This is a genomic window from Rhodovulum adriaticum (assembly GCF_004345735.1).
Taxonomy (GTDB): Bacteria; Pseudomonadota; Alphaproteobacteria; order Rhodobacterales; family Rhodobacteraceae; genus Rhodovulum; species Rhodovulum adriaticum.
This window is the reverse complement of the sequence record NZ_SLXL01000005.1, coordinates 106,151-132,525: the sequence shown is the minus strand read 5'-3', so window position 1 is coordinate 132,525 and position 26,375 is coordinate 106,151. Positions and strand designations below refer to the sequence as shown.

Below are 26,375 nucleotides of genomic sequence, written 5' to 3'. Positions count from 1 at the left end.
CCCTCCCTGTCCCAAGGAGCCTCTGAGATGGCAAAAGATCTTGAAGACGGCTACGAGACCCTCATCGAAGAGGTTCTTTCCGCCTATCCGAAAAAAGCGCAGAAGAAGCGCGCCAAGCACCTCGGCGTTGCCGGCCCGGCCGAAGCGGGTGACACCGAGATCCTGTCGAAATGCGACACGGTGAAATCCAACGTCAAATCCGTGCCCGGCGTTATGACGATCCGTGGCTGTGCCTATGCTGGGTCGAAAGGCGTGGTCTGGGGGCCGGTCAAGGACATGGTCCATATCAGCCACGGCCCCGTGGGCTGCGGCCATTATTCCTGGTCCCAGCGTCGCAACTATTACACCGGCACCACCGGCGTTGACAGCTTCGTCACCTTCCAGTTCACGACCGATTTCCAGGAAAAGGACATCGTCTTTGGCGGCGACAAGAAGCTGGAAAAGACGATCGACGAGATCAACGAACTGTTCCCGCTGTCCAAGGGCATCTCGGTTCAGTCGGAATGCCCGATCGGCCTGATCGGCGACGACATCGAGGCCGTGGCCCGCAAGAAGAAGAAAGACGTCAACAAGACCATCGTGCCCGTCCGCTGCGAGGGTTTCCGCGGCGTGTCGCAATCGCTGGGCCACCACATCGCCAACGACTGCATCCGTGACTGGGTGCTGGAGGGCGAAGGCTCTGAGTTCGAAGCCAGCGATTACGATGTGAACATCATCGGCGACTACAACATCGGCGGCGACGCCTGGTCGTCGCGCATCCTGCTGGAAGAGATCGGCCTGAACGTGGTCGGCTCCTGGTCGGGCGATGCGACGCTGGCCGAGATGGAGAACGCCCCCAAGGCCAAGCTGAACCTCATCCACTGCTACCGGTCGATGAACTACATCTGCCGTCACATGGAAGAGAAGCACGGCGTGCCGTGGATGGAATACAACTTCTTCGGGCCCAGCCAGATCGCCGCGTCCCTGCGCGCCATCGCGGCCAAGTTCGACAAGACCATCCAGGACAACGCCGAAAAGGTCATCGCCAAGTACCAGCCGCTGGTCGACGAGATCATGGCGAAATACAAGCCGCGCCTCGAAGGCAAGAAGGTCATGCTGTATGTCGGCGGCCTGCGCCCCCGTCACGTAGCGACCGCCTATGACGACCTGGGCATGGAAATCGTCGGCACGGGTTACGAATTCGCCCATGGCGACGACTACAAGCGCACCGGCGAACACATCAAGGAAGGCACGCTGATCTACGATGACGTGACCGGCTACGAGCTGGAGAAGTTCATCGAAACGATCCGCCCCGACCTGGTCGGTTCCGGCATCAAGGAAAAATACCCGACGCAGAAGATGGGTATTCCGTTCCGCCAGATGCACAGCTGGGACTACTCGGGCCCCTATCACGGCTATGACGGCTTCGCCATCTTTGCCCGTGACATGGACCTGGCGATCAACAACCCGGTCTGGGGCATGTTCGACGCCCCCTGGAAGAAATCGGCCTGATCGGCCCCGGCGGGGGCGTGATGCCCCCGCTTTCCCTCAACCCTTTCGGCCGCGTCTCGGAATGCGGACGGGTCTGAAGAAGGAAGTGAACCATGCCTCAATCGGCAGACAAGGTCCTGGACCACAACACACTGTTCCATGAGCCCGAATACAAGGACATGCTCAAGAACAAGCGGGAAACGTATGAAAACGCGCCCGCTGCGCCCCAGGTGACGGAAATCCTGGACTGGACGAAATCCTGGGACTACCGCGAAAAGAACCTCGCCCGCGAGGCGCTGGTCATCAACCCCGCCAAGGCCTGTCAGCCGCTGGGCGCGGTCTTTGCCGCCGCCGGGTTCGAAGGCACCATGAGCTTCGTGCACGGTTCGCAGGGCTGCGTGGCCTACTACCGCTCGCACTTGTCGCGCCACTTCAAGGAGCCGGCCTCGGCGGTGTCTTCCTCGATGACCGAGGACGCGGCGGTGTTCGGCGGCCTCGTGAACATGGTGGACGGCCTGGCCAACACCTATGCGCTGTATGAACCGAAAATGATCGCGGTTTCCACCACCTGCATGGCCGAGGTCATCGGTGACGACCTCAACTCCTTCATCATCCAGGCCAAGGACAAGGGCTCGGTCCCCGAGGACTTCGACGTGCCCTTCGCCCACACCCCCGCCTTCGTCGGCAGCCATGTGGATGGCTACGACAACATGATGAAGGGGATCCTGGGTCACTTCTGGAAGGATGCCGAGCGCAAGGCCAACGACAGCATCAACATTATCCCCGGCTTTGACGGCTACGCGGTGGGCAACAACCGCGAACTGACCCGGATGCTGGACGCGATGGGCGTTGACTACACGCTGCTGTCGGATGTGTCGGATGTCTACGACACCCCCTCGGACGGTGAATTCCGCATGTATGACGGCGGCACCAAGCTGGAGGACACCAAGGCCGCTTTGAACGCCAAGGCCACCCTGTCCATGCAGGAATACAACACCAAGAAGACGCTGGAGTTGTGTGAAAAGGCCGGTCAGGAAACCGCCATCTTCCACTACCCGATGGGCGTTGCCGGCACCGACGAGTTCCTGATGAAGGTCAGCGAACTGACCGGCAAGGCGATCCCCGACAGCCTGACGCTGGAGCGCGGCCGCCTGGTCGACGCGATGGCCGACAGCCAAGCCTACCTGCACGGCAAGACCTACGCGATCTATGGCGACCCGGACTTCGTCTATGCGATGGCCCGCTTCGTCATGGAAACCGGCGGCGAGCCGACCCACTGCCTGGCCACCAATGGCGGCAAGGAGTGGAAGGCCCAGATGGAAGAGCTGCTGGCTTCCTCGCCCTTCGGTGCGAACTGCCAGGTCTGGGCCGGCAAGGACCTGTGGCACCTGCGCTCGATCCTGGCGACGGAACCCACGGATCTGCTGATCGGCAGCAGCTACGGCAAGTATCTGGAACGTGACCTGGGCATTCCGCTGATCCGCCTGACCTTCCCGATCTTCGATCGCCACCATCACCACCGCTTCCCGACCTGGGGCTACCAGGGGGCGCTGAACGTTCTGGTCAAGCTGCTGGATACGGTCTTCGACAAGCTGGATACCGATACCGGCAAGCTGGGCGAGACGGATATCTCCTTCGACCTCACGCGCTAAGGGTTCGGCGGTCCCGTTTCTCCTGTCCTCTTCCAACGCCGGGATCGCCAATCCCCGGAGCGGCCGGTGCGCAAGCACCGGCCGTTTCATTGTCGACAGGCGCGGCGCTAGGCCCGCAGGGCCGCGGCCAGCCGTGCCCATTCTGCCGGGGTTCCGGGCAGGCCCAGGCGTAGCCATTTGGCCGAGTAGGGAAAGATGCGCGTCCAGATATGGTGCCGGGCCAGCCTGGCCCGCGCGGCCGGGGCATCGCCCGTGTCATACAGCCGGAACAGTGCCGTGCCGCCGACCAGCGGCCAGCCCGCGGCGGCGGCCAGCGCGTCGGCCCGGGCTGCGTCGTCCGCCAGCCGCGCGATGCTGTCCGCGCGCCATTCCGCATCGGCCAGCGCTTGGGTGCCCGCCTCGATCGCGGGGCCGCAGACGGGCCATGGCCCGGCCCGCGCGGCCATCCGGTCCAGCAGGGCGCGCGACCCCAGGGCAAAGCCCAGCCGCAACCCCGCCAGCCCATAGAATTTACCGAACGAGCGCAGCACCAGCACGTTATCGGGGCAGGGGCCGCCCAGAACCGACAGTTCGGGGTGCGGATCGGCAAAGCTTTCGTCCACGACCAGCAGCCCGACCCGATCGGCCAGCCCCCGCAGCGTATCGGGTGCCCATCGCTGGCCGTCGGGATTGTTCGGATTGACGACGATGCCCAGGGCTGCGCCCGCCAATGCCTGCGCCTCCTCGACCGCCTGCACGTCGCGCCCGGCGGTCCGCAGCACGCCGGCATGTTCGTTATAGGTCGGCGCGACGATCCGCACCGGCCCCGGCGGCGCGATGGCGGGCACCAGCTGGATGGCCGCCTGGGCGCCAGCCAGCGGCAGCACCGGCCAGTCCGTGGCATAGGCCGCCTGCGCCGCGCCGATCAGCCGGTCCCGCGCGGCCCGGCCCGGCAGATCGCGCAGCGCCGCGGCACTGGCAGGCGCGGCCGGGTAGGGCACCCGGTTGATGCCTGTGGACAGGTCGATCCAGTCCGCTGTCGTGCCGCCGAACAGCCCCATCGCCTGGGCCAGATCGCCGCCATGGTCGTTCCCTTGGTCCATGCGTGCCCCTCAGATCGTGCTGGCCAGCACGGCCAGCATCAGCGCCAGCGCCCCCAACCCGCGCAGGTACAGCCACAGCCCCGCCCGCATCGCCGCCGCGTCGGGATCGGGGGCGCCTGCGTTCAGCCAGGGTTCCTCGCTGATGCGATCCCCATAGACGCGCGGCCCCGACAGGCGCACGCCCAAGCCCCCCGCCATTGCCGATTCCGGCCATCCGGCATTGGGCGAGCGGTGCGCGCGCGCATCACGGCGCATCGTGGCCAGCGCCGCGCGCGGGCGGCGTGCCACCGCGCAGAACAGCACCCCGGTCAGCCGCGCGGGGATCAGGTTGGCCAGATCGTCCAGCCGCGCCGCGACCCGCCCGAACTGGCGATAGCGGTCGTTGCGGTGCCCGATCATGCTGTCCAGCGTGTTGATCGCCTTGTAGCCCGCGATGCCCGGCAGCCCGAACACCACGCCCCAGAATACCGGCGCCACCACCCCGTCCGAGGCATTCTCGGCCAGGCTTTCCAGGGCAGCGCGGGCGATCCCGGCCCGGTTCAGTTTCGCCGGGTCGCGGCCCACGATCATGGCCACCGCGCCCCGGGCACCTGCCATGTCGTTCGCCGCCAGGGCGCGGGCCACGGCGGCCACATGGTCATACAGGCTGCGCCCGGCGACCAGCGGTGCGGCCAGGATGCCGGTCAGAACCGTGCCGACCCAGCCCCCCGGCAGGATCGCCTGCACCAGCAGCGCGGGCAAAACCGCCGCGCCGACCACGACGACCACCGTTGCCGCCCCCAGGGTCACGCGCCTGCCCTCTGTCTCGCCGGGGCGGTTCCAGCGCTCCTCCAGCGCGGCGATCACTGCGCCGATCCAGACCACCGGGTGGCCGATCCGGGCTTGCAGCCGATCCGGCCAGCCCAATGCGCCCTCCAGCGCCATGGCGATCAGCATTGCGGCCGCGGTCATGTTTTCCCCCCGCTGCGAAAGGCGGTGATATGCGTCAGCCCAAGCGCGCGCAGCGTCCCCGCCGCCGCGTCCGGCACCGTGCCCGGCGCGAACAGCAGCGCCTGCGCGGTGCCGGTATGCGCCACCGCCACGCCCAGGGCGCCCATCTCGCGCCCCGCCGCTATCAGCGGCGCCGGATCGGGGGCGCCGCGCAGGGCGTGGTTGCGCCGCGCGCTTTCGCTGGCGATCCGGCCCAGATCGGCGCGGTCGGGTCCGGCGTGCAGCCCTGCCACCAGATCGGCGATATCGGCAAAGCGTGTGTCCAGCGCGTCGGTGCGCAGCCCCGGCCCGGCAAAGCCGCCGATGACCTCTATCGTGGGCAAGGCGGGCAGGGGGGCGATGATCCGGCCTTCGCGCGGGGCCCACAGCACCTGCCCCGGCGCGGGCAGCATCAGCGGGTCGCTTGCCCCCTCCAGCGCCAGGCAGAACGCGGCCTCTGTCGCGGGGGGCAGCGCGCCGCCCGCCAGGCAGCGCAGCACCGCCAGCCGCGCCGCGGTCGAGGCCCCGGCCCCCCCGCCCGGCGGCATCTGGGTATGCAGCCGCCAGCGCCCGCGCGCCGCCCCGGCCCCCAGCAGCGCGAACAGCCGGGCCAGATCGCCCCGCCCCAGCACCGGGTGGGCGCCCTGCCACAGGCCGAACCCCGGCCCCGGCCGCCAGGCCGCGTGCACCGCCAGCACCGGGCAGGGCAGCGTGACCAGCGCGACAGGCCCCGATGGCCCCAGGCGGCCCTGCACCAACTCGCCGAAATGGCCGGCGACGCGGGCGTGAATCGGGGCGGGCAGGGGGCGAGGGGGCATCAGCGGGTTCCCGGAAGGCTGCAAGCCGATTGAATGGCATCCCCCGCCGGGCTATGCAACGGGCTCTCGCAACCGAAGCGGAGCATCCCGTGCCCCCTGTCATCCTTGTTACCGGCGGTGCCCGCTCGGGCAAGAGCAGCCATGCCGAGGCGCGCACCCGCGCCTTGCCCGGTGCCCCTGTCTATATCGCCACCGCCCGGCCCAGCGACGACGAGATGCGCGCCCGCATCGCCCGCCACATTGCCGATCGCGGTGCCGGTTGGGACACGGTCGAAGAGCCGTTCGACCTGGTCGGCGCGCTGGATCGCACGGACGGGCGCGGCCCTCGGCTGGTCGATTGCCTGACGCTGTGGCTGTCCAACCTGATGTTTGACGGGCGCGACTGGGAACCCCAGGCCGCGGCGTTGACCGGCGCGCTGGCACGGCAGGCCAGCCCGGTCGTGCTGGTCTCCAACGAGGTTGGGATGGGCATCGTGCCCGACAACGCGCTGGCGCGCGATTTCCGCGATGCCCAGGGGTGGCTGAACCAGCGTGTCGCCCAGGTCGCGGATGAGGTTGAATTCGTTGTCTCGGGCCTGCCGCTGCGGGTGAAGTGATCCGCGCCGCTTGACAGGCCGGGCACCGCGCGCCACCTGTTGATCCGTTCTGGTGCGCCCGCAAGGGTGTGAAAAGGGAAGCCGGTGCAAATCCGGCGCTGCCCCCGCAACTGTCAGCGGCGAGCCGTCGCCCCGAACGCCACCGGCCCCGGCCGGGAAGGCGGGCGGACCGGCCCCGACCCGCAAGCCAGGAGACCTGCCAGAACAGCGAACCGACCCCGGGCGGCCTGATGCGCTCCGCCGCGCTGCCCCCGGGTCAGAACCGCGCCCCGCCTCGCGGGGTGCTGCGGTGCCCGACGGTCCGTGCGGGGAATGCACGGCAAGGGACCGAACGCCGGAAAGGAGTTGCCCCCATGCAACCCAAGGACACGACGACGAACGAGGGCTTCAAGGGGTTCACGAACAAGACCTGCCCCTTCCTGCCCTGCCACCAAGGGGTGCAGCGGGAATTCAACTGCCTGTTCTGCTACTGCCCCCTGATCGCCTATGAGTGCCCCGGCCCCTACGAGGTGTTCACCGACAAGAACGGGGTGAAACGCAAGGATTGCTCTTCCTGCACGCTGCCCCATGATGGCTATCACCAGTCCTGGAACTTTATCCAGCGCTGGCTGGAATATCCGGTGGTCTGGTCCGGCCATGAACAGACCGACCCGCCGGTGCGCCGCCCCCGCCCGCCGGGGCAAGAGGACGGCGAGGAATAACGCCGGGGTCTTTCCCGTCAGTCGAACAGCGCGCTCAGCACCCCTACGATGGCGACGATCCGCATCGTTTCCTTGTCCACAAGCACAAGGTTGTCGTTCACCACCCGGTATTCCCGCCCCTGCGGCGGTTCGGGCAAGCGGCTGCGTTCGGCCCGTTGGAAATGCTTGGCATGCTTGGCGCTGTCGCCCACGCGGGGGCTGTCAGGCTGGGCGGCCTTTCCCTTGGGCACGCGCGTTTCGGCCTGCGCGCGCGGGGCGGCTGTGCCGGGTGCCTTTGCCTTTGCGGAATGGTCTTGGGTCGCGGCGGGTTTCGTCTTCTGGCCGGGTTGGGCGGCGCTGCCCGGCTGTTGCTGTTGCTGACAGTTCGTGTCGCCGGGGCGGCATTTCAAAAGCGGCGCACCCTGCGCACCGGCACCGGTTGCCCCGGTCAGTCCCAGGGCAATGGCAACAGCGGCGATCATCGGTGTTTTCACGGGATGTCCTTCCATTTGCGATCGGTATGGGAGGGCCGCGCTCCCCCGACCCCCTTGCTCCTGCAGTCCACGGACCGGGCAGCATACCTATGAAACGCGGGCGCGGGCGGATTCCGTCGCGGGGGGGATCGGCAGGCTGTGCCGCTAGCGCGCGTGCGCGGCCAGCGCGTCCAGGTCCAGATCGGCCGCTATATCGTCGGCAAACGCGTCGAGCGCCGCGTCCAGCCGGGCGGCGTGGTTCTGCTCTCCCGCCACCGCGCCCATGGCCCGCAGCCAATGCGCGCGAAAGTCGTCCGCGCCGAACAGGCCGTGCAGGTAGCAGCCCATCACGCGGCCATCGGGTGACACCGCACCCTCGGCCCGACCGTCCAGGCGCAGCCAGGGGCGCGACAGGCCGGGACCGTCCGTACGCCCCATGTGCATTTCATAGCCCGCCACCCGCGCCCCGCTGATCGAGTCCGTGGCAACGATTTCCACCAGCCGCTTTCCCCCGCCGATGGTGGTATCGACCTCCAGCAGGCCCAGCCCCTGCGTTTCACCTGGCGGTCCCTCTACCCCATCAGGGTCGCGCACCACGCGGCCCAGCATTTGGAACCCCGCGCACAGCCCCGCGACACGCCCGCCACGCCGCAGATGGGCGCGAATGTCGATCTCCCAGCCCTCATCGTGCAGGGCCTGCAGCGCGGCGCGCGTGGCCTTGGAGCCCAACAGCAGCACCACATCGGCTTCTGCCGGGATCGGCTGACCGGGGCGAATCCAGCGCAGCTCCACCCCGGGTTCGGCGGCCAGCGGGTCCAGATCGTCGAAATTGGCCATACGGGGCAGTTCCGGCACCGCGATGACCAACCCGCCGCCCGCACCGCGCGCCCGCCCGTAGCCCAGCGAATCCTCTTCGGGCAGGGCGCGGGCGGCCTGCGACCAGCGCACAAGCCCCAGCACGGGCCAGCCGGTTTCGGTCCGGATGTCATCGGCTGCGGGGGCAAACACGGCGGGGTCGCCGCGGAACTTGTTCACCACCACACCGGCCACGCGGGCACGTTCGGTGGCGGTCCACAAACGGTGGTGCCCGATGGCGGCGGCGGTGACGCCCCCGCGCGATTCATCGGCGACCAGCAGGACGGGCAAATCCGCCGCCTCTGCCAGCCCCATGTTGGAAATATCCTGCGGCCGCAGGTAGCGTTCCGCCCCGCTGCCCGCGCCCTCGACCAGCACCAGGTCGTGCGTTTCCGAAAGCGTGTTCAGGCTGTCGCAGACCGCCTGCCGCAATTCTGGCTTTAGCCGTTGATAGGCGCTGGCCGAATAGCGGCCCAGCACACGCCCCTGCACCACCACCTGCGCGTCCACGTCTGTTTCGGGCTTCAGCAGCACCGGGTTCATGTGCACCGACAGCGGCACCCCCGCCGCGCGCGCCTGCAACGCCTGGGCGCGCCCGATCTCGCCCCCATCCGCCGTCACGGCGGCGTTGTTCGACATGTTCTGCGCCTTGAAGGGGGCGACCTTCAGCCCCCGCCGGGCATAGGCGCGCGCCAGCCCCGCGACCAGCAGGCTTTTACCCACATCCGACCCGGTGCCCAGCACCATCAACCGTCGCGCGGTCATGTCGCCAGCGCCAACAGCGCGTCCAGATCCAGATCGGTTTCCAATTGGTCGGCCAGCGCGTCCAACGCGGCCTCGACCTGCGCCTCGTAATCCAGGCCAGAGGCCCGCCCGCCCATCGCCTGCAACCAGTGGCGGCGATAGCTGTCTGCGCCAAAGATGCCGTGAACATAGCCGCCCATCACCCGCCCATCGGGGGAAACCGCGCCCTCATCAACCCCGTTCAGGCGCAGCCAGGGGCGCGACAGGCCGGGGCCATCGGTCCGGCCCATGTGCATCTCGTACCCGGTGACCCGCACGCCGCTGGCCGTATCCGTTGCGTCGATCTCGATCAGTTTCTTGTCACCGCCGATGGTGGTTTCGATATCCAGCAGGCCCAGCCCCGGCGTTTCGCCCGGCGCCCCCTCTATCCCGTCGGGGTCGCGCACCACGCGGCCCAGCATCTGGAAGCCTGCGCAAATCCCCACGACGCGCCCGCCGCGCCGCACATGGGCGGCGATGTCGATATCCCAGCCATTCTGGCGGAGCGAGTCCAGCGCGGGCCGTGTCGTCTTGGACCCCGGCAGCAGAACCACATCGGCCTCTGCCGGGATGGGCTGGCCGGGGCGGACCCAGCGCAGATCGACGCCGGGTTCGGCCGATAGCGGGTCCAGATCGTCGAAATTGGCCATCCGCGCGATCTGCGGCACCGCGATCACCAGTCCGGCCCCGCCGCCCGCCTGCGGCCGTTCCAGCGCCAGCGCATCCTCGGCGGGCAACTGGGTTGCCGCGTCGAACCAGCGGGCCACCCCCAGCAGCGGCCAGCCGGTGGTTTGCGTGATCGTTTCGCAGGCCGGTTCGTAAAGCGAGAAATAGCCGCGAAATTTGTTGATGATATAGCCCTTGATGCGGGCGCGCTCGTCCTCGGTATGCAGCAGCCAGCTGCCCACCATGGCGGCCATCGCCCCGCCCCGGTCGTTATCGGTCAGCAGCACCACGGGCAAATCGGCCTCGGCGGCCAGGCGCATGTTGGTGATGTCGCAATGGCGCAGCCAGGTTTCGGTGCCCGCGCCTGCGCCCTCGACCAGCACCAGGTCGGCCTGGGCGGCGACCCGGCGGTAACTGTCCAGCACCGCGGGCAGCAGCAGGGGTTTCAGCCCGTGGTAATGCCGCGCGGGCCAGTTGCCCAAAGCGCGCCCCCGCAGCACCACCTGCGAGCCGACCATCGCCTGCGGCTTTAACAGCACCGGGTTCATGTGGATCGACGGTGGCAGCCCCGCCGCCCGCGCCTGCAACGCCTGCGCGCGCCCGATCTCGCCCCCGGGCGCGGTGCCGTCGGGGCCGGGGGGCAGATCGCTGTCCACCGTCACGGCGGCGTTGTTGGACATGTTCTGCGCCTTGAACGGCGCCACGCGCAGGCCCCGCCGCGCATAGGCCCGGCACAGCCCCGCGACCAGCAGGCTTTTGCCGACATCGGAACTGGTACCCTGGATCATCAGCGCCCGGCCCGCGCGGCGCGGCGCCGGATCAAGGATCGGGACCGAGATGTCCGGCATCGGCGGCGGGGCGTCGTCGGGGGGCAGGTCGTAGGTCATCGCGCATCTCCTGAACCAATGGGAATGCGGCCCGCGCGCCAAGGTGTCAAGCCATGCGCGGCGCGCGGTCACGCCCCGGCCAACAAGGTTGACGGGGCTGGCCGTGCCCGGAAAGATGGCGATGCGATTGGTTCCTCTGCGCGCCCGGCGGGCAGAGGTGAAAAGGGAACGCGGTGCGCACCGACAGGTGCAACGCCGCGGCTGCCCCCGCAACTGTAAGCGGTAGCACGGCTGAGGTATGCCACTGGGACCACCCCGGGAAGGCCAGCCAGGCAACGACCCGCCAGCCAGGAGACCTGCCAATCGCCCGCGTGCAATCCGCGCGGTCTCCACCGGACGCCGGGGTGCGCGTCTGGCCCGGATCGGCCTGCGTGGCCTGTTCGTGCCTTCGATCCCCCTTCGTCCTTTCTGCGTGCGGCCCTTTTGCCGCCACCGATGAAAGGAACCGAAAGATGTTGTTTCACGGCAATATGATGACCGCCGCACTGGCGCTGACGCTGGTGCCGGGCCTGGGGCCGCGCCCCGATCTGGACCCGCGCGCAGAACCGCCCCGGCGCACGCCGCCGGCCAGTGGCGAAAACGATCCGGCCAAGGCTGCGGCGGACGGGGCCATCAGCCCCGGCGCAGCAGATAGATGTCCATGATCCAGCCATGGCGCGCGCGGGCCTCGTCCCGCAGCGCCTGTATCCGGGGGGCGGTGTCGGCCAGCGGGCCGGACAGGGTCAGCTCGTTCGGCATGCCCAGATAGGCGCCCCACCAGATCGACAGCCCGGCCGGGTCCAGCGTGGTAAAGGCACAACTGCCGTCCAGCATCACGGCAACCGTATCCGCATCCGCAGGCCAGCCGTTTTCCCGCAGCCGCCGCCCGGTGGTCACCAGAAAGGGGGCTCCGACCCGGTTCAGGGGCATGCGGTGGGCGGCACACAGGGCCTGCAATGCGGTGATGCCGGGCAGGACGGTGATCTGCGGCGCGGGCGACAGCCGCCCGGCGATGCGCAGGGAACTGTCATACAGCGACGGGTCGCCCCAGATCAGCAGCGCCACCTTGCGCGGTGCGGGGCCGGGGGTGGCGGCAATGGCCCGGGTCCAGGCCTGCGCGATGGCGTCGTGCCAATCCTCGACATTGGCAAGGTAATCGCCCTCGGACGCGCGGCGGGGCAGATCGAATTCCACGATACGGGCGGTGTCGTCCCCCAGAATGCCGGCGCAGATTTCGCGCCGCAGATCGGCCAGGTCGGCCTTGTCCGCGCCCTTGCGCGGGATCAGGATCACATCGGCGGACCGGATCGCCGCCACGCCCTGTAGCGTCAGGTGGTCGGGGTTGCCGGTGCCGATACCGATCAGCAGCAGTTCATCCATCGCCCGCCTCCCCTACCAGGGGGCCGTAAAGGATAAGCGCGGGCGCGGGCGATCCGGTATCCAGCGCGCCCGCCGCCAGCCCCGCCACGGTACTGCGGGTCAGGGTCTGGGCCTCTGTCGTCACGCCCTCGGCCAGCAGGGCGGGGGTGTCGCCGGGCAGGCCGCGCTCCATCAGCGCGCGGGCCAGGTCGGGAAAGGTGCGCCGCCCCATATAGACCACCGTGGTCGCATGCGGATCGGCCAGGGCCGCCAGGTCGATATCGCGGGGCAACTGGCCGGTTACGTCATGGCCGGTGACGAACTGCACCCGCCGCGCGGTCAGCCGCCGGGTCAGCGGCAGGCCCGCCACCGCCGCCGCCGCACAGGCCGAGGTGACGCCGGGCACGATTTCATAGCCGATGCCGGCGGCTTCCAGCGCGGTGATTTCCTCTTCCAGGCGGCCGAACAGCCCCGCATCGCCCGATTTCAGCCGCACCACGCGCTGTCCGGTGGCGGCGTAATCCACCAGCAACCGGCTGACATGGTCCTGCCGGGGCGAGGCCCGGCCCGCCCGCTTGCCCACCCCCACAAGGTCGGCCCCGGCCCGCGCATGGGTCAGGATCGGCCCCGAGGACAGATCGTCGAAAAGCACCGCGTCGGCGCGTTTCAGGCGATCCACGGCCTTGAGGGTCAAAAGCTCGGGATCGCCCGGCCCGGAACTGACGAAACTGACGAAACCTGTCATGCGGCAGCCTCTGCGATGAGGTGAAAGAAAGAGCCCGTGACCCGCCCCCGGACCGACCCGGTTTCGGGCACGGCGCGCCCGTTTGCATCGGTGACGTGGGCCAGCGGCGGATCGGGCTGTTCCAGTATGGTGGAATAATGGAATTCGTGCCCGTTCAACACCGCCCCTTGCGCGGCGCCGGGCATGTCTGCGGCCAGCGTGGCGCGGCGATAGCCCAGGTGCAACCGGCGGTGTTCATAGCTGGTCACAAGGCCCAGCAGACCCGCCATCGCGTGGCGCTGCCCGTCCCCATCGACCAGCGCCTGCCCCAGCACCATGTAGCCGCCGCATTCGCCATGCACCGGGCGCGTTTCGGCATGGCGGCGCAGACCGTCCAGAAAGGTGCCTGCCGCCGCCAGTCGGCCGGCATGCAGTTCCGGATAACCGCCGGGCAGCCAGACCAGATCGGCAGAGGGATCGGGCGCCTGATCGGCCAGGGGTGAAAACGGCAGAATTTCCGCCCCCGCGCGGCGCCAGCCCTCCAGAAGGTGCGGGTACGTAAAGGAAAACGCCGCGTCCCGGGCCAGTGCGATCCGCTGCGCGGGCGGGCGCGGCCAGTCCGCGGCGGTAGCTGTGGGGGCGGTGCGGGCCGCGGCGCGCAGGGCGTCCAGATCGACATGGTCGCGCATCAGCGCGGCCAGTTGCGCAATCGCGCCCTCGGCATCGGCATGTTCCTGCGCCTGCACCAGCCCCAGGTGGCGTTCGGGCAGGGTGATTTCCGGTCGGCGGGGCAGGGCGCCCAGAACGGCGATGCCCAATCGGTCCATTTCCGCGCGGATCATGTCGGCGTGGCGTGCCCCGCCCAGCCGGTTCAGGATCACGCCGGCCAGCGGCGGCGCGTCGGGATGGCGGGCAAAGCCCAGGGCCGTGGCCGCCGCCGATTGCGCCTGCCCGCCCACATCCAGCACCAGCACCACCGGCCAGCCAAAGGCGCGCGCCAGTTCCGCGCTGGACCCGCGTCCCGACACGCCCGGCGTCAGCGTGCCGTCATACAGACCCATCGCCCCCTCGGCGATCACGATGTCCGCGTCCCCCGCCTGCGCGGCGATGGCCTGCAACAGCCCCCCGCCCATCGCCCAAAGGTCCAGGTTGTAGGACGCCCGCCCCGCAGCGATCCGGTGAAAGGCCGGGTCGATGTAATCGGGGCCGTTCTTGAACGGTTGCACCCGCAACCCGGCCTCGCGCAGGGCGCGCAGCAGGCCCAGCATCAGGGTCGTCTTGCCGCTGCCCGAGGCGGGGGCGGCGATCACCAGGCCGGGCGGGCTAGTCCCCATCGTGCCCTCCGGTTGCCCGTTGCGGGCGGAAACGCCGGTCGTAATCGGGCGCGTACAGGCAGCTTTCGTCGAACCCCTCGCCCCCCAGGGCCGGGCCGACCAGAATCAGCGCCGTGCGTTCGATATCGTCGGGCATCGCATTCTGGATGGTGGCCAGCGTGCCGCGCAGGATCTGCTGTTCCGGCCAACTGGCGCGATAGACGATGGCGACCGGGCAATCGGCGCCGTAATGCGGTGTCAGGTCGGCGACCACGGTGCCTAGGTTGTGGATCGACAGGTGAATGGCCAGCGTCGCGCCGGTGGCGGCGAAATTGGCCAGGCTTTCGCCCTCTGGCATCGATGACGCCCGCCCCGGCGTGCGGGTCAGCACCACCGATTGCGCCAGTCCCGGCAGGGTCAGTTCCGTGCCCAATGCGGCCGCCGCCGCGGCAAAGGAGGGCACGCCGGGCGTGACGCTGACCGGGATGCCCTCGGCCCGCAGGCGGCGCAGTTGTTCGCCCATCGCCGACCAGACCGACAGATCGCCCGAATGCAGCCGCGCCACGTCGTGACCTGCGTCATGGGCGGCGCGGCACTCGGCGACGATGGCGTCCAGGTCCAGGGGCGCGGTGTTCACGATCCGCGCGCCGGGGGGGCAATGGTCCAAGATTGCCTCTGGCACCAGCGACCCGGCATACAGGCAGACCGGGCAGGTCGCGATCAGGTCGCGCCCGCGCAGGGTCAGCAGGTCGGGGGCGCCGGGGCCGGCGCCGATGAAATGAACGGTCATGGCGTGTCTCCGGTTGCGATGGCGCAACTGGCCATCCGGTCGGTGGAAATCTGGCGGGAACTCAGCAGTCGCGCGCCGGGCCCGGCAGCGGACAGCGCGGCGGCCTCTGCCACCGATCCGGTGCCGCGCGCGGCCAGTACGCGGGCGGCCTGCGTCGGGGTGTCGATCGCGCGTAGCCGGTCGGCGGGCACGGGTTGGATCGGCAGGCCCAGCCGCGCGGCAAGACCCGCCAGGCATTGCGCGGCGGCCTTGTCCGCGGGCGCGGCCAGCGCGGCCAGCCCCACGGCGCCCCCGGCCTGCGCCAGCGCATCGGTCAGGCTGTCCACCGTCGCGGCCTGTCGAAAGCCGAAGCCTGCTACCCTCATCGTGTCACGCTCCATTGCACGATGGGGTAGGCCGCGCGCCAGCCGCGCTTGCCCCCCAGCGGTTGCGCGTGGGACAACTCCAGCCGCAGCAAATCGCCGCCGTGATCGGCTTGCCATGTGGTCAGCAGTGCCTCGGATTCCAGCGTGACGGCGTTGGCCACGATCCGCACGCCGGGGGTCAGCCGCGCCCACAGATCGGTCAGCAACGCCTGCGACAGCCCCCCGCCGATGAACACCGTATCGGGCGGGGCAAGATCCGCTAGCGCGTCCGGCGCGCAGCCCTGCACCACGCGCAGGCGGTCGGCCCCCAGGGCATCCGCATTGGCGCGGATGCGGGCGGCGCGGTCGGGGTCGGCCTCTATGCTGGTGGCGGACAGCGACGGGTGGCAGGCCAGCCATTCGATCGCGATAGAACCCGACCCGCCGCCGATATCCCACAGCTGTTCACCCGGATGCGGGGCCAGGGCCGACAGGGTCAGCGCGCGCACCGGGCGCTTGGTGATCTGGCCGTCATGGGCGAACACCTCGTCAGGCCAGCCGCTGGCCGCCGGGATCGTGGCGCCGTTGCCGGCGCAATCCAGCCCGACGCAGACCGGGTGGGCGATATCGTCGAAATCCAGGGTGTCGGCGGTGGCGCGGCGCACATGTTCGCGCGGGCCGCCAAGCGCCTGCATCACCCACAGGGTGCTGGCGCCAAACCCCTGCCCGCACAGCCAGCGGGCCAGATCGTGCACCGCCGCGCCGTCGCGCACCAGCACCAGCGCACGCGCGCCGCGTGCCAGGTGCGGGCGCAGCCGGGCCAGGGGCGCGGCGTGCAGGCCCAGGCATAGCGTGACCTCCAACGGCCAGCCCAGCCGGGCGGCGGCCAGCGAAAAGGTGGACGGGCCGGGCAGGGCGCGCCACTCGCCCGGGTCGAATTCTCGCGCGATCACGCTGCCCGCGCCGAACCAGAACGGATCGCCCGAGGCCAGCACGACGACCCGCCGCCCGCGCATTCCATGCAGCAGCGGCAGGCCATCGGCAAAGGGTGCGGGCCATTCCACCCGCTCGGCCCCCAGATCGGGCAGCAGGGCCAGGTGCCGGGGCGGGCCCATCACGATTTCGGCGGCGTCCAGCGCGGCGCGGCTTGCGGGCGGCAGGCCGTCCGGGCCATCTTCGCCCAACCCAACGATGGTCAGCCAAGGAGCCTTAGCCATGCGACCCAACCTCTTGATCCTTGGCGGCACGACCGAGGCCAGCGCGCTGGCCCGCGTTGTGGCCGGGCGCGATATCCCGGCGGTGCTGTCCTATGCGGGCCGGGTGGACCGGCCCAAACCCCAGCCGATCCCCACGCGCAGTGGCGGGTTTGGTGGTGTCGCGGGCCTGCGTGCCTGGCTGCGCGATAATGCGGTAACGCATGTGGTCGATGCCACCCATCCCTTTGCCGCGCAGATGAGCCGGAACGCCGCTGACGCCTGCGCCGCCGAGGGTGTGCCGCTGATCGCCCTGACCCGCCCGGCATGGGACGAACAGCCCGACGACCGCTGGCAGCGTGTGGCCGACATCCCTGCCGCGGTAGACGCGCTGGCCGGTCCCGCGCGCCGGGTTATGCTGGCCGTGGGGCGGATGCATCTGGATGCCTTTGCCGCCCAGCCGCAGCATTTCTACCTGTTGCGACTGGTGGATGCGCCGGATGCGCCGCCGCCCTTGCCCGATCATGTCGCCGTGATCTCGCGCGGGCCATTCACCCAGGCGGGCGACCGCGCCCTGATGCAAGAGCACGCAATCGACCTGGTGGTGTCCAAGAACGCAGGCGGCACCGGCGCGCGGGCCAAGATCGACGCGGCGCGCGCCCTGAACCTGCCGGTGCTGATGATCGACCGGCCGGCCCTGCCCGTGCGGCCCGAATGCGCAACGCCGGACCAGGTTCTGGACTGGCTGGCTCATTCCGGGGTGAACCTCGGGGTATAGACGATGGGCGCCCCGTTTCGCGCGATGATCCGCGTCAGGGAAGAACCCACGATGACCACGGTGCGCATATCGGCCATCTCGGGGGTGGCCTCGGTCAGGGGGACGGTGCGGATCGCCTCTTCGGGGGTGGATACCGCACGGGCAAAGATCACCGGGCGGGCATCGCCACAGGCCGCGCGCAGAACGTCCAGTGCGCGGGCGAACCCCTCGGGCCGGGCCTTGGATCGCGGGTTGTAAAAGGCCATGGCGAAATCGGCCTCAACCGCCAGGCGCAGGCGTTTTTCGATCAGCGTCCAGGGTTTCAGGTTGTCGGACAGGTTGATCGCGCAGAAATCGTGCCCCAGGGGTGCGCCCGCGCGCGCGGCGGCGGCCAGCATCGCGGTGATGCCGGGCAGGACGCGGATGTCCAGGTCGCGCCATGCGTCTGGCCCGGCCTCTACCGCCTCGAACACGGCCGAGGCCATGGCGAACACCCCCGGATCGCCCGAGGATACGACGACCACGCGCCGCCCCGCTGCGGCCATTTCCAGCGCATGGCGCGCGCGGTCCAGTTCCACCCGGTTGTCAGAGGCATGCAGCACCAGCCCTGCGCGCGGGGCGACGCGGGCCACATAGGGGACATAGCCCACCACGTCGGTTGCCTGCGCCAGCGCGACCGTCACCTCTGGCGTGACCAGCGCGTCCGATCCGGGGCCCAGCCCGGCGATGACGACCCAGCCGCTCATGGCCGCCGCCCCCGCCCGTGCAGCAAAAGGATCGAGAAATAGGGCGCCGTTTCGCCCGCGTATTCGGTCAGCCGCGTTACGCGCTGGTTCGGCATGGCGGCGTATTCGACCAGCCAGGCCTCGGCCAAGCGCCCGGCGCGGTCCAGCGCGCGGCGCAGCTTGGGCAGGTGGCGGCCCATCTTCATCACGACCAGGGCATCCGCGCCCGTTATGCCCTCGACCAAGGTATCCTCGGGCAGGGTGCCGGGCAGCACGGTCAGGATGTCGTCGCCCCAGGTGATCGGCGCGCCGCTGGCCGTCCAGGCGGCCGACATGCCGGTGATGCCGGGCACGATCTCGACCGGGACGACGCCGTTGAGCCGGGTGTAAAGATGCATGAACGAGCCGTAGAAGAACGGATCGCCCTCGCACAACACCACCACATCCGCGCCGCCCTGGGCCAGCGCCTGCAGATGCGCGGTGCAGTCGGCGTAAAAGGCGGACATGATCTGGTTATAGCGCGGGTCGTCCAGCGGGATTTCAGTGGTGACGGGGTATTCCATCGGGAATTCGACGGCCCCCTCGGGGATCAGCCCCTGAACGATCTGGCGGGCCTGTCCGGCGCGCCCCGCCTTGCGGAAATAGGCGACATGGGTGGCCGCGCGCAGCAGGCGGTCGGCGCGCACGCTCATCAGATCGGCTGCGCCGGGGCCAAGCCCCAGGCCGTATACGGTGCCCGTGGTCATTCCTTGCGGCTCGCGATGGCGTTGATGGCGGCAACCGTGATCGCGCTACCGCCCAGCCGCCCCTCGATGATGCCGCAGGGCACGGGTTGTTCGGCCCACAGCGCGGCCTTGGATTCCGCCGCCCCGACAAAGCCGACCGGGCAGCCGATGATCGCGGCGGGGCGCGGGCAATCGGGGTCTTCCAGCATGTTCAGCAGGTGGAACAGGGCGGTGGGTGCGTTGCCAATGGCGACGACCGCCCCGGCCAGGTGCGGGCGCCATAGTTCCAGCGCGGCGGCGGATCGCGTGTTGCCCATTGCGGCGGCCTTTTCGGCGATCCCCTCGGCCCACAGGGTGCAGATCACCTGATTGTCGGCGGGCAGGCGGGCGCGGGTCACGCCCTCGGACACCATGCGCGCGTCGCACAGGATCGGCGCGCCGTCCTCCAGCGCGGTGCGCGCGGCCGTCACGAAACCAGGGGAGAAGTGGATATGCGGGGCAAGGTCCACCATGCCCGCGGCGTGGATCATGCGGACCGCGACCTGTTCCTCGTCCGCGTCGAACCGGGCCAGATCGGCCTCTGCCCGGATGATCGCGAAGGATTCCGCATAGATCGCCGCGCCGTCTTTTTCATAAGCATGGGGCATCGCCTGGCCTCGTTCCGGTGTGCTCCGCCTGGGGTGCGTCAGACCGGCCACATCCCATGTAGGGCGGCGCGAGGCAAGCCTCAAACGCCCCCGGGGGCCGCCGGGGTCAGCCGATCCGCCCGATCACCCGGTTCGCGATGGCCGCGATACGGTCGGGGCAGATGTCATACCGGCGGGGTGTGAATTGCAGGTGCGGGTCGCGTGCACCGGCGCTGCGGATGGCTGCGATCCCGGCGAAATCGGGTGTCGGGGCCAGCGTTGCAGCGGGTTTGTCGGCCTCCAGCAGGGCGGCCACCAGCACCGGCGCGGGGCTGTCCGCAACGGGGGCGCCGGGCCGTGTGCTCAGGATCGCCGCGGGGGCCAGCGCCGTCAGTTGCCGCGCCATCCATGCGCTGTCGGCCTGCGTGTCGGCCCTGAACAGTGCGGTGACCGCGCAGCCGCGATCGCGCAGGGCATGGGTCAGCGCTGCGATCGGGGCAATATCCGCCCCGGCCAGATCGGCCCGGTCAAAGCACAGCGCGACGCGTGGGCGGGTGGTATCCGGTTCCAACCCGGCCAGCGGGCAGCCAGGGCCATGTTCGGGCGTCCAGGTGCCGACCGGGGGCAACAGCTTGGGGCCTGCGACCGGTCCGGCATACAGCCCCGCCGCCAGTGCCAGTTGCGCCAGCGCCGCCTGTGCGGCGACCGCGCCGCCGCTGTCGCACAGCGCGGCCAGGCGGCTCAGGGTGGAAAGCGGCAGGCTGGAGCGCGGATCGGGCGCCCCGCCAGCGGGCAGGATGGCCAAGGCGATGCCGGTGTCGCGGGCCAGTGCCGCGATGCGGTTCAGCACGGGGTCCAGCCCGGCCTGATCCTGCGCCGGACGCACAAGGATACCCTGCGCCCCGGCCAGCGTGCGCGCGGCATACCGCTCGGCCCGGTGCTGATCGCGCAGGGCGTCCAGCCGTGTCAGCCGCAGGCCCGGCAGGCGTCCCGTGCATCCGCCGCCGCGATGCCACCCGGCGGCAAAGGCGACCAGGGTGGCCTCTTCGCCCGACAGCACGATCAGCGGGGCCGGATCCTGGGCCAGGTCGTCCAGCGCTGCCGGGTGGTCCAGCCCCTGGCTGCCGCGAAGGATATCGTGCATGGCGTCCCGGTCCCCCGGTTTGGTGATCGTCGGGCCGGTCCGGGGCGCCCGGGATGGGCGATTGGACCTCTTGCCGCATTGACCGGCGGCGTTCCGGCGGGCGGCTTAGCGGTCCGGGTGATGCCCCCGATCGGCGGCGGATGTCAAGCCGGGTGCGCGCCAGGCCGCCCGTTCGCCCGCGTGGCGCAGCAGCGCCGCGGCGCGGTAGGCACCGTGGGACAGCTTGCCAAAGGGCAGGCACAGCGCCAGCCCCAGAACGCTGCCCAAGTGCAGGGCCAGCAGCACCCCCATCGCGGCGGTATCGCGCGCGGCCAGCAGCACCAGACCAGAGGCCGCGACAACGGCCAGCTGGGCGCGCAGCACCCGGTCGGCCCGCTCCATCCCCGGTGTTGCCGGGGCGCGGTCGGCGTGCCTGCGCCGCCATTCCAGCCCCGCCAGCCCGGCCAGCATGGCGATACCGCCCACCCCGCCCAGCAGAACCGGCGCGCTGGCCAGCGGGTAGGGGGCCAAATGCCCGGCCCGGTGCAGCACCGCCCCTGCCATCGTGGCCAGAAAGGTCAGGCCGAACCCGTAGGCCAGCAGGTGATGCGCCCATCGCCGCGCCGTTCCGGTGGGGCCGGCCCGATCTTCGCACCCCGGCGTACCGCCGCCCAGGTTGCGCAGGCGCAGCACGTCGCCAAGTGCGCGGGCCATTGCGCCGGGGCTCAGTCGCATCGCGGGGCCGCTGCCCGCGCGCCAGAACCGCACCACACGCAGCGCCAACAGCGCCCCCGCCCCGCCAAAGGCCAGCGCCGCGCCCCCGGACATGACCCCGTGCGGGATCACGGCGTAGAATGCGCCCGGCCCGCTTTGCACCGCGAACAGCACCGGGGCAGGCACGGCCAGCAGGGCGGCCAGCGGCACGCCCAGCAGGCACAGGGTGAACACCGCCGCCATGATTGCGGCCTCGCGCCCGCGGGGGATCAGGGTGCTGCGGTATTCCCGGGTCCGCATCTCTGCCATCGCGGCGGGCACGTTCACGGCGAAATCGTGCGGCGGGGCGTATTGGCAATCGTAATAGCAGGACCGGCAATCGTGGCACAGATGCGCCAGGTGGCGCAGGTCGCCCGCGGTCAGGTCCGGGCGGGCCTGCGCCGCCGGGAACACGTCGCACAGCCCGGTGCAGAACCCGCAGGTGTTGCAGATGTTCAGGGCGCGCCGGGCCTCGGCCAGCGGGTCGGCGGAGGGGGGCGGTGGTGGTGCGACTGGTCGCGGGGCGGCGGCGGTTCGGCATTTGATGGGCGCGGCGGGGGCCTCGCGCGCTTGCCTCGCCGCGTTTTCCCCGGCGATCCGCCCGAACACGCCGGCGATGGTCAGCGCCGTGCCCGACAGATATCCCTGCCCCAGCACCGCGCCGCACATCGCTGTTCCGGCCGCGAACAGGCGGGGCGCCGGGGCGCCGTTGGTCAGTTGCACCCGCGCCCCGGCATCGACGGCCAGCCCGTGCCGGGTAAAGGCCAGCCCGGGCTGCATCGGGATCGCGGCCAGCGGGCCGGTCAGCGGGGCCAGGGGTGCCTTGTCCCACCGGCTGCGCGGCGGGTCCGGGGGCGGGCCGCCGGACAGGTGGGCGTTGACCTGCGCCAGCGTGGCGGCCAGCCCCGCTGCATCGATCCCGCTTTGCAGGGCCAGCGCGGCGGCGCCGTCCGCCCGGATCGGCGGATACAGCATCGGCGGCAGGTGGCGCAGTGTGTCGGCGCCCAGCACCAGCCAGGCGCGCGGGTCGGGGCGCGCGGCCAGCGCCCGCCCCCATGTGGAATAGCGCGCGGGCGTGGCTGTCTCGCCCTCGTCCATGAACCTGTGCCCGGTGGCGTCCACCACGATGCCCAGCTGCATCCCGTCCACGCGGCTGACGATTCCGGCATCGTCCAGCGGGGCGCGGGCGTCCACGGCGACCAGGTGTCCGTCGCCCGGCTGGCCCGCCGCCGCCGCGCCGTTTTCCAGCAGCCAGTGCAGCGGCGCGCCCCGCTGATGCGGGGTGCCCCGGTTGGCGATCCCGGCGCCGCGTGGCCCCAGCGTTTCGGACAGGCGGTCGCGGTCGCCCCCGTATCCGCCGCAGGCCAGCACCAGGGCGGCAGCCTGGATCGTTCGGTGCCCGTCGGGCGTGTCGGCGGCCACGCGCAGCGGGCCGGTCTGCGTCGGGCAGGGTAGCGCCGTGACGTGCCATTCGTGGCGGATTTCCACCCCCGCCCGCTGCGCGGCACGGGTCAGCGCGTTCACCAGCGCCTGTCCGCCCCCGCGGAAAAAGGCGGTGCGCCGCGAATAGGGCAGGTTACCATCGGCCCACGGCTCGAACGCGACGCCCAGTTCTGCCAGCCACGGCCCCAGGTCGCGCGCCCCTTCGGCCAGCACAGCGGCAAGCGCGGCGTCGGGCGTGCCCATCCGGGCCATGTCGGCTGTGAACTCTGCCACCGGGTAGGTGTCGCGCTGCCATGGGGTTTCGTCCAGATGGGCCAGCCGGATATTGCGGCAATGGCGGGCATTGCCGCCGCGCAGGTGGGCCGGTGCTGCATCCAGCAGGGTGGTCTGCGCCCCGTCGCGCGCCGCCTGGATCGCGGCGCACAGACCGGCAAATCCGCCACCGATCACCAGCACTTGCGTGCGGTCTGCGGGGCCGGTCTCTGTGGCTGGGGCGGGCATGGTCGGCGGCTCCGGCAACGCTCAGCCCGGTTTGCGCGCAACGCCCATATACAGCAGTGGCGTGCCAGGCAGCGGGCCAAAGGTGAAATCCAGCCGCCGGTTGATCCCGCGCGGCCCCAGACCGACCCGTTCGCCGCAAACCAGCCCGGCCCCGGTCAGGGCGCGGTCCAGCTCTTTCGGGCGGATGAACATCGCCGGGTCATGGGTGCCCCGCGGCAGCAGGCCCAGGATATCCTCGGCCACCGTGACCACGCCGAAGCGGGCCAGCAGGGTCCGGTTGATCGTGTCATACAGGAACGTGCCGCCGGGTTTCAGAACGCGCGCCACCTGCGCCAGAACGCGATCCAGGTCCGACACATGTTCCAGCACGTCCACGCAGACCACGATGTCGAAGGCCGCGTCGGGATAGGGCAGGTCCTCTCCGACCCCGGTGTCGTAGCGGATGTCGCGGCCGGTCTGGGCGGCATGGGCGCGGGCGGCGGCGATCGCGGGGGCCGAGGGGTCGATCCCCGTCACCTGGGCGCCGCGCGCGTCCATCGCCTCGGCCATGAAGCCGCCGGCGCATCCCAGATCCAGCGCCTGCGTGCCGGGCCAGGACACGAAGCGGTCGAACCAGTCCAGCCGGCCGGGCACCATGTTGCGCAGGGTCCGCACCCATCGCAGGTCGTCCGACCACCACTGCGCGGCGGCGTCGTCATAGATCGTCAGGTCGTTGCGGGTGTTGTCTGGCATGGGCGCACCTTCGCGGGATGGTCCGTTCCTTGCTAGGCGCCCTTGCGGGGCAGGTAAAGGGCGGCTCAGCGTGCGCGGGCGGATTTGATCAGGGCGCGCAATTCCGGGTGTTTGTCCTGATCCTTGTGCAGGCGGTTCAGCAACGCGGCAAGGTCGGGTTCGTCCACCCGCTTGGCCGCCTGGCGCAGGTTGAACCAGTGGCGCTTGCGTTCCTTGCGCTCTTTCCAGTTGCGTTTCAGCCGGTCGACCAGCATCGGGAACACCTCGACGGTGCAGGGCAGGCCATCGCCGTTGTCCAGAATCTTGTCGTAGGTGTATTCGCCGATGGGCGTGGTGGCGATATGGCCGACGGCGCCCGCCTCTTCCAGGGCCTCGATTTCAGCGGCGCGCCAGGGTTTCTTGCCGTCCATGTGCCAGCCCTTGGGCATGACCCAGCGTTTCGTGCGCCGAGAGGTGACCATCAGAACCTGCAACCGCCCGCCCGCGTCGCGGTGCAGGGGCAGCGCGGCGATCTGCCGGGCCCTGGCTGGAAGAAGGGGCTGGTCCATTTTCGGAATGCTTAAACCGGGAATGCAAAGGCCTGATGTCTGCACGTGGGGTGCAGCCTTGCGTTTTAAAGGTCGTATCGTGTCATATGCCCCGAATCGCCGCCTGTTGATACAGGAAAGCATCGCCTTGTCCGCAAATAGGGCGGCCTTGCGCCATGATGCCGCGTCAGCGGTGGGCAAGGCGCTGGCGGGCGCGGGGGTGCTGTGCTAGCCCTTGACCGCCACAGCGATAACCGCGGGGAGGGCGCGATGGCCAAGTGCATCTACATCCTGAACGGGCCGAACCTGAACCTGCTGGGTCAGCGCCAGCCCGAGATCTATGGCCACGAAACCTTGGCCGACGTGGAGCGCGCCTGTGCCGAACTGGCCCGCGCGGCGGGGGTTGAGGTGCAACTGTTCCAGTCGAACCACGAGGGCGAGATTATCGATACGATCCATCGCGCGCGCGCAGGCGCCGCCGGGATCGTCATCAACCCCGCGGCCTATACCCATACATCCGTGGCGATCCTGGACGCGCTGAACGCCTATGACGGCCCGGTGATCGAGGTGCACATTTCCAACGTCCACCAGCGCGAGGCGTTCCGCCACCATTCATACGTTTCCCTGCGCGCCGACGGCGTGATCGCCGGGTGCGGCGTGCAGGGCTATGAACTGGCAGTGGCGCGGTTGTTGCGCCTGATCGCCTAGGACGCGCGGTCCGGGAACATCGCGGCCAGCCCCTCGGCGCTGGCAGGGGCCACCCCGCGTTCGGTAATCAGCCCGGTCACCAGCCGTGCCGGTGTCACGTCAAAGGCGGGATTGCGCGCCGGGCTGCCCTCGGGGCAGATCAGCACCTGACCCACTACGCCGCTGGGCATCTTGCCCTGCACATGGGTGACCTCGGATTGGGCGCGTTCCTCGATCGGGATTTCGGCGACGCCGTCCCGCACCGTCCAGTCGATGGTGGGCGAGGGCAGCGCCACGTAGAAGGGCACGTTGTTATCCTTGGCTGCCAGCGCCTTCAGATAGGTGCCGATCTTGTTGCAGACATCGCCCTGGGCGGTGGTGCGGTCGGTGCCGACGATGCACAGGTCGATTTCCCCGTGCTGCATCAGGTGGCCGCCGGCATTGTCCACGATCAGGTCGTGGCTGACCCCGTGATGCAGCATTTCCCAAGCGGTCAGTTGCGCGCCCTGATTGCGGGGGCGGGTTTCATCGACAAAGACATGCACGTCGATCCCGGCCTCTATCGCGTGATAGATGGGCGAGGTCGCGGTGCCCCAGTCCACGGTCGCCAGCCAGCCCGCGTTGCAATGGGTCAGCACGTTGACGCGCCCGCCGCCCTTTTTTGCGGCGATCTCGCGGATCAGTTCCTGCCCGTGTAGGCCGATCTGGCGGTTGGTTTCAACGTCCTCGTCGCAGATCTCGGCGGCGCGCTTGAACGCGGCGGTGGCCCGGTCGGCGGCGGGCAGCGGTTTCAGGACGCGCGTCATTTCATCCAGCGCCCAACGCAGGTTGATCGCGGTGGGCCGGGTTTCGTGCAGCACGTCCCAGGTTTCCGCCAGCGACGCATCCGAGGGGTCATGCGCCATTTGCACCGCCACCCCATAGGCCGCCGTCGCCCCGATCAGCGGTGCGCCGCGTACCCACATGTCGCGGATTGCAGCGGCGAATTCCTTGCGGTTGGTCAGCGGCACGATGCGCAATTCATGCGGCAGCCAGCGCTGGTCGATGATCTTCACCGTTCCGTCCGCCTCGCGCCAGATGGAGCGGTAATGGGTGCCGTCGATCTTCATGGCGTGGGTATCCCTCTTCTTGGTCGGGGCATTT

The 26,375-nt window shown here is 70.0% G+C and carries 27 protein-coding genes and 2 riboswitches; of the genes, 7 read left to right on the top strand and 20 right to left on the bottom strand.

Going from position 1 to position 26,375, the window contains the following annotated elements:
- The first annotated feature begins 27 nt into the window (after positions 1-27).
- A complete protein-coding gene (nifD, locus tag EV656_RS09550; protein ID WP_132602879.1) occupies positions 28-1,491 on the top strand; it encodes a nitrogenase molybdenum-iron protein alpha chain in 1,464 nt (487 codons plus the stop codon).
- A 92-nt stretch (positions 1,492-1,583) separates the two neighbouring features.
- Positions 1,584-3,122 carry a nitrogenase molybdenum-iron protein subunit beta gene (nifK, locus tag EV656_RS09545; protein WP_132602876.1) on the top strand — a complete coding sequence of 513 codons (1,539 nt, stop codon included), beginning with the start codon at positions 1,584-1,586 and terminating at the stop codon, positions 3,120-3,122.
- A 107-nt stretch (positions 3,123-3,229) separates the two neighbouring features.
- On the opposite strand, the gene cobD is transcribed toward nifK, so the two are convergent.
- From cobD to EV656_RS09530, 3 genes are read right to left on the bottom strand one after another with little or no spacing between them, the layout of a single operon-like run.
- A complete protein-coding gene (gene cobD, locus EV656_RS09540; RefSeq protein ID WP_132602873.1) occupies positions 3,230-4,204 on the bottom strand; it encodes a threonine-phosphate decarboxylase CobD in 975 nt (324 codons plus the stop codon).
- A gap of 9 nt (positions 4,205-4,213) precedes the next feature.
- The gene (gene cbiB / locus EV656_RS09535; RefSeq protein ID WP_132602870.1) at positions 4,214-5,155 is read right to left on the bottom strand and encodes an adenosylcobinamide-phosphate synthase CbiB; all 942 of its coding nucleotides are present in this window, start codon (positions 5,153-5,155) and stop codon (positions 4,214-4,216) included.
- Entirely contained in the window at positions 5,152-5,991 is an 840-nt protein-coding gene (locus EV656_RS09530) for a propanediol utilization protein (RefSeq protein WP_132602867.1), read from the bottom strand. Before EV656_RS09530 ends, cbiB begins: the two co-directional genes overlap by 4 nt.
- An 89-nt stretch (positions 5,992-6,080) precedes the next feature.
- Here EV656_RS09530 and cobU point away from each other — a divergent pair, with 89 nt between their 5' ends.
- Positions 6,081-6,587, top strand: coding sequence for a bifunctional adenosylcobinamide kinase/adenosylcobinamide-phosphate guanylyltransferase (cobU, locus tag EV656_RS09525; protein ID WP_200276834.1), 507 nt, complete (start codon positions 6,081-6,083; stop codon positions 6,585-6,587).
- Between the two features lie 33 nt (positions 6,588-6,620).
- Positions 6,621-6,805, top strand: a riboswitch (cobalamin riboswitch).
- 135 nt (positions 6,806-6,940) lie between these two features.
- Positions 6,941-7,288, top strand: coding sequence for a cysteine-rich small domain-containing protein (locus EV656_RS09520; RefSeq protein WP_132602861.1), 348 nt, complete (start codon positions 6,941-6,943; stop codon positions 7,286-7,288).
- Between the two features lie 17 nt (positions 7,289-7,305).
- Here EV656_RS09520 and EV656_RS09515 read toward each other — a convergent pair whose 3' ends face one another.
- The 3 genes from EV656_RS09515 to EV656_RS09505 all read right to left on the bottom strand — a co-directional run bounded on the left by EV656_RS09515 (position 7,306) and on the right by EV656_RS09505 (position 10,892).
- Positions 7,306-7,761 carry an RcnB family protein gene (locus tag EV656_RS09515; RefSeq protein WP_165918979.1) on the bottom strand — a complete coding sequence of 152 codons (456 nt, stop codon included), beginning with the start codon at positions 7,759-7,761 and terminating at the stop codon, positions 7,306-7,308.
- A gap of 144 nt (positions 7,762-7,905) precedes the next feature.
- On the bottom strand, positions 7,906-9,360 hold the full coding sequence (locus EV656_RS09510) for a cobyric acid synthase (RefSeq protein ID WP_132602856.1): 1,455 nt from the start codon (positions 9,358-9,360) through the stop codon (positions 7,906-7,908).
- Positions 9,357-10,892, bottom strand: a complete 1,536-nt coding sequence (locus EV656_RS09505) for a cobyric acid synthase (RefSeq protein WP_165918981.1) — start codon at positions 10,890-10,892, stop codon at positions 9,357-9,359. The genes EV656_RS09510 and EV656_RS09505 overlap by 4 nt, the downstream gene beginning before the upstream one ends.
- A gap of 150 nt (positions 10,893-11,042) precedes the next feature.
- A riboswitch (cobalamin riboswitch) is annotated at positions 11,043-11,249 on the top strand.
- A gap of 152 nt (positions 11,250-11,401) precedes the next feature.
- Here EV656_RS09505 and EV656_RS16550 point away from each other — a divergent pair.
- Positions 11,402-11,575: a hypothetical protein gene (locus EV656_RS16550; RefSeq protein WP_165918978.1), complete on the top strand. Its 174-nt coding sequence runs from the start codon at positions 11,402-11,404 to the stop codon at positions 11,573-11,575.
- Here EV656_RS16550 and cobF read toward each other — a convergent pair.
- The 6 genes from cobF to cbiE are packed head-to-tail and all read right to left on the bottom strand — an operon-like array spanning position 11,544 to position 16,657.
- Positions 11,544-12,290: a precorrin-6A synthase (deacetylating) gene (gene cobF, locus EV656_RS09500; protein ID WP_132602850.1), complete on the bottom strand. Its 747-nt coding sequence runs from the start codon at positions 12,288-12,290 to the stop codon at positions 11,544-11,546. The two genes, EV656_RS16550 and cobF, sit on opposite strands and share 32 nt — an antisense overlap.
- Positions 12,283-13,014, bottom strand: coding sequence for a uroporphyrinogen-III C-methyltransferase (gene cobA / locus EV656_RS09495; protein ID WP_132602847.1), 732 nt, complete (start codon positions 13,012-13,014; stop codon positions 12,283-12,285). Before cobA ends, cobF begins: the two co-directional genes overlap by 8 nt.
- Complete coding sequence (locus tag EV656_RS09490) at positions 13,011-14,327, bottom strand: cobyrinic acid a,c-diamide synthase CobB (protein WP_132602844.1); 1,317 nt, start codon at positions 14,325-14,327, stop codon at positions 13,011-13,013. The genes cobA and EV656_RS09490 overlap by 4 nt, the downstream gene beginning before the upstream one ends.
- Positions 14,317-15,096: a precorrin-4 C(11)-methyltransferase gene (gene cobM, locus EV656_RS09485; RefSeq protein WP_132602841.1), complete on the bottom strand. Its 780-nt coding sequence runs from the start codon at positions 15,094-15,096 to the stop codon at positions 14,317-14,319. The genes EV656_RS09490 and cobM overlap by 11 nt, the downstream gene beginning before the upstream one ends.
- Positions 15,093-15,461: a cobalamin biosynthesis protein gene (locus EV656_RS09480; protein ID WP_132602838.1), complete on the bottom strand. Its 369-nt coding sequence runs from the start codon at positions 15,459-15,461 to the stop codon at positions 15,093-15,095. The genes cobM and EV656_RS09480 overlap by 4 nt, the downstream gene beginning before the upstream one ends.
- A complete protein-coding gene (gene cbiE, locus EV656_RS09475; RefSeq protein WP_132602835.1) occupies positions 15,458-16,657 on the bottom strand; it encodes a precorrin-6y C5,15-methyltransferase (decarboxylating) subunit CbiE in 1,200 nt (399 codons plus the stop codon). The genes EV656_RS09480 and cbiE overlap by 4 nt, the downstream gene beginning before the upstream one ends.
- Between cbiE and EV656_RS09470 the strand changes: the two genes are divergently transcribed.
- A complete protein-coding gene (locus EV656_RS09470; protein WP_132602832.1) occupies positions 16,656-17,411 on the top strand; it encodes a cobalt-precorrin-6A reductase in 756 nt (251 codons plus the stop codon). The genes cbiE and EV656_RS09470 overlap by 2 nt on opposite strands.
- Here EV656_RS09470 and cobJ read toward each other — a convergent pair.
- The 7 genes from cobJ to EV656_RS09435 form a co-directional block, all read right to left on the bottom strand.
- A complete protein-coding gene (gene cobJ / locus EV656_RS09465) occupies positions 17,384-18,136 on the bottom strand; it encodes a precorrin-3B C(17)-methyltransferase (RefSeq protein WP_132602829.1) in 753 nt (250 codons plus the stop codon). The two genes, EV656_RS09470 and cobJ, sit on opposite strands and share 28 nt — an antisense overlap.
- Complete coding sequence (cobI, locus tag EV656_RS09460; RefSeq protein ID WP_132602826.1) at positions 18,133-18,861, bottom strand: precorrin-2 C(20)-methyltransferase; 729 nt, start codon at positions 18,859-18,861, stop codon at positions 18,133-18,135. Before cobI ends, cobJ begins: the two co-directional genes overlap by 4 nt.
- Positions 18,858-19,487 carry a precorrin-8X methylmutase gene (locus EV656_RS09455; RefSeq protein ID WP_132602823.1) on the bottom strand — a complete coding sequence of 210 codons (630 nt, stop codon included), beginning with the start codon at positions 19,485-19,487 and terminating at the stop codon, positions 18,858-18,860. Before EV656_RS09455 ends, cobI begins: the two co-directional genes overlap by 4 nt.
- Before the next feature lie 106 nt (positions 19,488-19,593).
- Positions 19,594-20,610: a hypothetical protein gene (locus EV656_RS16795; RefSeq protein WP_242469122.1), complete on the bottom strand. Its 1,017-nt coding sequence runs from the start codon at positions 20,608-20,610 to the stop codon at positions 19,594-19,596.
- 105 nt (positions 20,611-20,715) lie between these two features.
- Positions 20,716-23,286 carry an FAD-dependent tricarballylate dehydrogenase TcuA gene (tcuA, locus tag EV656_RS09445; protein ID WP_279432465.1) on the bottom strand — a complete coding sequence of 857 codons (2,571 nt, stop codon included), beginning with the start codon at positions 23,284-23,286 and terminating at the stop codon, positions 20,716-20,718.
- A 21-nt stretch (positions 23,287-23,307) separates the two neighbouring features.
- Entirely contained in the window at positions 23,308-24,018 is a 711-nt protein-coding gene (ubiG, locus tag EV656_RS09440) for a bifunctional 2-polyprenyl-6-hydroxyphenol methylase/3-demethylubiquinol 3-O-methyltransferase UbiG (protein ID WP_132602817.1), read from the bottom strand.
- 65 nt (positions 24,019-24,083) lie between these two features.
- Positions 24,084-24,566 carry an NUDIX hydrolase gene (locus tag EV656_RS09435; protein WP_132602814.1) on the bottom strand — a complete coding sequence of 161 codons (483 nt, stop codon included), beginning with the start codon at positions 24,564-24,566 and terminating at the stop codon, positions 24,084-24,086.
- 249 nt (positions 24,567-24,815) lie between these two features.
- On the opposite strand from EV656_RS09435, the gene aroQ reads away from it, so the two are divergent.
- On the top strand, positions 24,816-25,253 hold the full coding sequence (gene aroQ, locus EV656_RS09430) for a type II 3-dehydroquinate dehydratase (RefSeq protein WP_132602811.1): 438 nt from the start codon (positions 24,816-24,818) through the stop codon (positions 25,251-25,253).
- Here aroQ and mtnA read toward each other — a convergent pair.
- Positions 25,250-26,341, bottom strand: coding sequence for an S-methyl-5-thioribose-1-phosphate isomerase (gene mtnA, locus EV656_RS09425; RefSeq protein WP_132602807.1), 1,092 nt, complete (start codon positions 26,339-26,341; stop codon positions 25,250-25,252). The genes aroQ and mtnA overlap by 4 nt on opposite strands.
- Between the last annotated feature and the right edge of the window lie 34 nt (positions 26,342-26,375).

Excerpts from the sequence above, each read along its gene's own strand:
- EV656_RS09480 (WP_132602838.1), bottom strand. The coding sequence starts at position 15,461 with ATGAGGGTAGCAGGCTTCGGCTTTCGACAGGCCGCGACGGTGGACAGC.
- aroQ (WP_132602811.1), top strand. The coding sequence starts at position 24,816 with ATGGCCAAGTGCATCTACATCCTGAACGGGCCGAACCTGAACCTGCTG.
- EV656_RS09510 (WP_132602856.1), bottom strand. The coding sequence starts at position 9,360 with ATGACCGCGCGACGGTTGATGGTGCTGGGCACCGGGTCGGATGTGGGT.
- nifD (WP_132602879.1), top strand. The coding sequence starts at position 28 with ATGGCAAAAGATCTTGAAGACGGCTACGAGACCCTCATCGAAGAGGTT.
- EV656_RS09505 (WP_165918981.1), bottom strand. The coding sequence starts at position 10,892 with ATGCCGGACATCTCGGTCCCGATCCTTGATCCGGCGCCGCGCCGCGCG.
- cobI (WP_132602826.1), bottom strand. The coding sequence starts at position 18,861 with ATGACCACGGGCACCGTATACGGCCTGGGGCTTGGCCCCGGCGCAGCC.
- cbiE (WP_132602835.1), bottom strand. The coding sequence starts at position 16,657 with ATGGCTAAGGCTCCTTGGCTGACCATCGTTGGGTTGGGCGAAGATGGC.
- mtnA (WP_132602807.1), bottom strand. The coding sequence starts at position 26,341 with ATGAAGATCGACGGCACCCATTACCGCTCCATCTGGCGCGAGGCGGAC.
- cobM (WP_132602841.1), bottom strand. The coding sequence starts at position 15,096 with ATGACCGTTCATTTCATCGGCGCCGGCCCCGGCGCCCCCGACCTGCTG.
- nifK (WP_132602876.1), top strand. The coding sequence starts at position 1,584 with ATGCCTCAATCGGCAGACAAGGTCCTGGACCACAACACACTGTTCCAT.
- EV656_RS09470 (WP_132602832.1), top strand. The coding sequence starts at position 16,656 with ATGCGACCCAACCTCTTGATCCTTGGCGGCACGACCGAGGCCAGCGCG.
- EV656_RS09455 (WP_132602823.1), bottom strand. The coding sequence starts at position 19,487 with ATGCCCCATGCTTATGAAAAAGACGGCGCGGCGATCTATGCGGAATCC.
- cobF (WP_132602850.1), bottom strand. The coding sequence starts at position 12,290 with ATGGATGAACTGCTGCTGATCGGTATCGGCACCGGCAACCCCGACCAC.
- EV656_RS09520 (WP_132602861.1), top strand. The coding sequence starts at position 6,941 with ATGCAACCCAAGGACACGACGACGAACGAGGGCTTCAAGGGGTTCACG.
- EV656_RS16550 (WP_165918978.1), top strand. The coding sequence starts at position 11,402 with ATGATGACCGCCGCACTGGCGCTGACGCTGGTGCCGGGCCTGGGGCCG.
- cbiB (WP_132602870.1), bottom strand. The coding sequence starts at position 5,155 with ATGACCGCGGCCGCAATGCTGATCGCCATGGCGCTGGAGGGCGCATTG.
- ubiG (WP_132602817.1), bottom strand. The coding sequence starts at position 24,018 with ATGCCAGACAACACCCGCAACGACCTGACGATCTATGACGACGCCGCC.
- EV656_RS09530 (WP_132602867.1), bottom strand. The coding sequence starts at position 5,991 with ATGCCCCCTCGCCCCCTGCCCGCCCCGATTCACGCCCGCGTCGCCGGC.
- cobA (WP_132602847.1), bottom strand. The coding sequence starts at position 13,014 with ATGACAGGTTTCGTCAGTTTCGTCAGTTCCGGGCCGGGCGATCCCGAG.
- cobJ (WP_132602829.1), bottom strand. The coding sequence starts at position 18,136 with ATGAGCGGCTGGGTCGTCATCGCCGGGCTGGGCCCCGGATCGGACGCG.
- EV656_RS09435 (WP_132602814.1), bottom strand. The coding sequence starts at position 24,566 with ATGGACCAGCCCCTTCTTCCAGCCAGGGCCCGGCAGATCGCCGCGCTG.
- EV656_RS09490 (WP_132602844.1), bottom strand. The coding sequence starts at position 14,327 with ATGGGGACTAGCCCGCCCGGCCTGGTGATCGCCGCCCCCGCCTCGGGC.
- EV656_RS16795 (WP_242469122.1), bottom strand. The coding sequence starts at position 20,610 with ATGCACGATATCCTTCGCGGCAGCCAGGGGCTGGACCACCCGGCAGCG.
- cobD (WP_132602873.1), bottom strand. The coding sequence starts at position 4,204 with ATGGACCAAGGGAACGACCATGGCGGCGATCTGGCCCAGGCGATGGGG.
- tcuA (WP_279432465.1), bottom strand. The coding sequence starts at position 23,286 with ATGCCCGCCCCAGCCACAGAGACCGGCCCCGCAGACCGCACGCAAGTG.